The organism is Rhizobacter sp. (assembly GCF_031412075.1).
GTDB lineage: Bacteria > Pseudomonadota > Gammaproteobacteria > Burkholderiales > Burkholderiaceae_C > Rhizobacter.
This window is the reverse complement of sequence record NZ_JANOCG010000639.1, coordinates 1-3,637: the sequence shown is the minus strand read 5'-3', so window position 1 is coordinate 3,637 and position 3,637 is coordinate 1. Positions and strand designations below refer to the sequence as shown.

General features: G+C 65.1%; 2 protein-coding genes and 2 pseudogenes. 2 read left to right on the top strand and 2 right to left on the bottom strand.

Annotated elements, in window-relative coordinates; translation table 11 throughout:
* The coding region (locus RMO40_RS23695; RefSeq protein ID WP_309726102.1) for a phosphatidylserine decarboxylase at nt 1–290 on the bottom strand (290 nt) is incomplete at its 3' end.
* A 237-nt stretch (nt 291–527) separates the two neighbouring features.
* On the opposite strand from RMO40_RS23695, the pseudogene ahpC reads away from it, so the two are divergent.
* Both ahpC and ahpF read left to right on the top strand, forming a co-directional pair.
* Nucleotides 528–1,092: pseudogene (gene ahpC / locus RMO40_RS23690) on the top strand (alkyl hydroperoxide reductase subunit C).
* A 126-nt stretch (nt 1,093–1,218) separates the two neighbouring features.
* Nucleotides 1,219–2,772, top strand: a complete 1,554-nt coding sequence (ahpF, locus tag RMO40_RS23685) for an alkyl hydroperoxide reductase subunit F (RefSeq protein ID WP_309726099.1) — start codon at nt 1,219–1,221, stop codon at nt 2,770–2,772.
* A gap of 7 nt (nt 2,773–2,779) precedes the next feature.
* Here ahpF and RMO40_RS23680 read toward each other — a convergent pair.
* Nucleotides 2,780–3,637 (bottom strand): annotated as a pseudogene (locus RMO40_RS23680) ([protein-PII] uridylyltransferase); the annotation flags it as partial.

Genomic DNA, 3,637 nt, shown 5'->3' with positions numbered 1-3,637 from the left:
ATGGCGCCGAACTGGCTGATGGCGCCGTCGACCGGGCAGATCAGGTCGGCCCGGGCCAAAGGACGCGCGCCAGGCTTCAGGGCGCGGGTGAAAAACTCGTTGAAGCTGGGGTAGCTGGCGGTGTCGGGGTTGGCCGCTTCGCTCATGTTGACGCCGTAGCGCTTCACGAACCAGTCGATCAGATGCGTGGTCAGCGCGCCGCCCTGGGCCGATGCCACCCTGCCAGCCAGGGCCGTGAGCATCTGTTTGGGCATGAGGTATTGCGGCAAGACGGCAAGGCGGTCGGACACGGCGTTCTTCGGAGTGACGGAGAGGGCGGATTCTAGGGAGTCGCCCGGCCGCAGCGATTGAGCGCAAGTGCGGGAGTACACGACTCATAGTCATGTTCAATGCCTGGTCTTGGCGCAATTCATCGCCGCAATGCTGCGGCGCAACTAAGATTTGCTCCGGTTCACGGCTCGGATCGCCTCGGCTACCCGGGTCAGCCAAGTTCACCTCTAACTCATCCACCCACCAAGGAAGCCCACATGTCACTCATCAACACCCAAGTTCAGCCCTTCAAGGCTCAGGCATTCAAGCAGGGCAAGTTCATCGAGGTGACCGAGCAGTCCCTCAAGGGCAAGTGGTCGACGCTGATCTTCATGCCGGCTGCCTTTACCTTCAACTGCCCGACCGAAGTCGAAGACGCGGCCGAGCACTACGCCGAGTTCCAGAAGCTGGAAACCGAGGTCTACATCGTCACCACCGACACGCACTTCGCGCACAAGGTGTGTGCACGAGACCTCGCCGGCCGTCGGCAAGGCCCAGTTCCCGCTGGTGGGTGACCCCACGCACCAGTTGACCCGCGCTTTCGGCGTGCACATCGAAGAAGAAGGCCTGGCCCTGCGCGGCACCTTCGTCATCAACCCCGAAGGCGTGATCAAGACCGCCGAAGTGCATGACAACGCGATTGCCCGCGACGTCAAGGAAACCCTGCGCAAGCTGAAGGCTGCGCAGTACGTGGCCAAGAACCCGGGCCAGGTCTGCCCCGCCAAGTGGAATGAAGGCGCGAAGACGCTGACCCCGTCGCTCGACCTGGTCGGCAAGATCTAAGCCCTTTCCCCGCTTTTGTCTGAGCCCGCCCACCGCCACGCGCGGTGGGCCCCCCGCCGGCCACAAAGGTTTGCGTCAACGGGGTCGCTCGTCCCGAATTTCACAGATCCCTCGGAGCACACCACCATGTTGGATGCCAATCTCACAGCCCAGTTGAAGGCCTACCTCGAGCGGGTCCGCGAGCCGTTCGAGATGGTGGCCTCGCTCGATGACAGCCAGAACTCACGCGACATGCGCACGCTGCTCGAGCAGGTCGCCGAGCTGTCGCCCCACATCACGCTCAAGACCGACGGCACCGATGCGCGCAAGCCGTCGTTCTCGCTGAACCGCATCGGCTCCAGCATGGGCCTGCGTTTCGCTGCGATCCCGCTCGGCCATGAGTTCACCTCACTCGTGTTGGCGCTGCTGTGGGTCGGTGGCCACCCGCCCAAGGCCGAGCCCGAGGTGATCGATCAGATCAAGAGCCTCGACGGTGAGTACCGCTTCGAGGTCTACATGTCGCTGACCTGTCACAACTGCCCGGACGTGGTGCAGGCGCTGAGCCTGATGGCCGTGCTCAACCCGAAGGTGAAGGTCACCATCGTTGACGGTGGCCTCTTCCAGCAAGAAGTGGAAGCGCGCCAGATCATGGCGGTGCCGGCGGTCTATCTGAATGGCGAAATGTTCGCCTCGGGCCGCATGACGACCGAAGAGATCGTGGCCAAGCTCGATACCAAGTCGGTCGAGCGCGAGGCCGCCAAGCTCGACGCCCGCGAGCCGTATGACGTGCTGGTGGTAGGCGGTGGCCCCGCTGGCGCAGCAGCCGCCGTGTACGCCGCACGCAAGGGCATCCGCACAGGCGTGGCAGCCGAGCGATTCGGTGGTCAGGTGAACGACACGCTCGCCATCGAGAACTACATCTCGGTGCTGGAGACCGACGGGCCGAAGTTCGCCATGTCGCTCGAGCAGCACGTGAAGGCCTACAACGTCGACGTGATCAACCTGCAGCGGGGGGAGAAGCTGATCCCGGCCGCGCAGCCGGGCGGCCTGGTCGAGGTGCAGTTCGCAAGCGGCGGCTCGCTCAAGAGCAAGACGGTGATCCTGTCGACCGGCGCGCGCTGGCGCAACGTCAACGTGCCGGGCGAGGAGACGTACAAGAACAAGGGCGTGGCCTACTGCCCGCACTGCGACGGCCCGCTGTTCAAGGGCAAGCGCGTGGCGGTGATCGGTGGCGGCAACTCGGGTGTCGAGGCCGCCATCGACCTGGCGGGTGTGGTGGCCCAGGTGACGCTGATCGAGTTTGCCGACAAGCTGCGCGCCGATGCCGTGCTCGTGAAAAAGTTGCAGAGCCTGCCCAACGTGGTGATCCACACCAACGCGCAAACCACCGAGATCACCGGCGACGGCCAGAAGGTCAACGGCCTGACCTACACCGAGCGTGCCAGCGGCGAGTCACGCCATGTGGAGCTCGAGGGTGTGTTCGTCCAGATCGGACTGGTGCCCAACACCGAGTGGCTGAAGGGCACGATCGAGCTGTCGCGCCATGGCGAGATCGTGGTCGACGCGAAGGGCCAGACTTCGCTGCCAGGCGTGTTTGCGGCCGGCGACGTGACGACGGTGCCGTTCAAGCAGATCATCATCGCGGCCGGTGATGGCGCGAAGGCGGCGCTAGGTGCCTTCGACCACTTGATGCGGTCTTGAGCCGGTGCTAGGGCGAGATCGCGGCCAGCAACTCGGTCTCGATCTCGATCTGCATCCTGTTTTGCTGCAGCGCCGAGCCGTCGATCAGGAAGGTGTCTTCCACCCGCTCGCCGAGCGTGGTGATCTTGGCGAGCTGCAGGTTGATGCGATGTTGCGCCAGCACGCGCGCAATGGAATACAGCAGCCCCGATCGGTCGCTGGTCGACACACCCAGCAGCCAGCGCTGGCCGCGCTCATCGGGGCGCAGCGTCACACGCGGCGTGATCGGGAACGACTTCACGCGCCGCGACAAGCGCCCGCGTGAGGGTTCGGGCAAGGGCCCATCGGCCTTGAGCGCGAGCGTGGCCTGGGTCTCCACCAGGGAGATCAGGTCGCGGTAGTGCTGGTCGATCTGCGGGCTGATCACCTGGAAGGTGTCGAGCGCATAACCGGCGCGCGTGGTGTGGATCTTGGCGTCGAGAATGTTGAAGCCGGCGCTGTCGAAGTAGCCGCAGATGCGGGCAAACAGGTCGGGCCGGTCGGGTGCATACACCAGCACCTGCAGGCCTTCGCCCAATGACGACAGGCGGGCGCGAACCACCGGCTCTCGCGTTTCGACGACGCGAAACAGCGAGCGTGCGTGCCAGGCGATGTCGCCCGCGTCGTGGCGCACGAAGTAGCTCAGCTCCAGCGTGGCCCACAGCGGTACTTCGGTGCCGGGCAGCAGCGAGTAGAGGTTGAGCGTGTGCCGCGCCTCCTGCTTGCGGGCCTCGATCTCGGCGTCCAGGTTGGGCTGGGCACCGCCCAGGGCGCGCAGGGTGTAGCGGTACAGGTCTTCCAGCAGCTTGGCCTTCCAGGCGTTCCACACGCGCGGGCTGGTGCCGCG

Coding starts and splice junctions, on each gene's coding strand:
- ahpF (WP_309726099.1), top strand. CDS start 1,219: ATGTTGGATGCCAATCTCACAGCCCAGTTGAAGGCCTACCTCGAGCGG.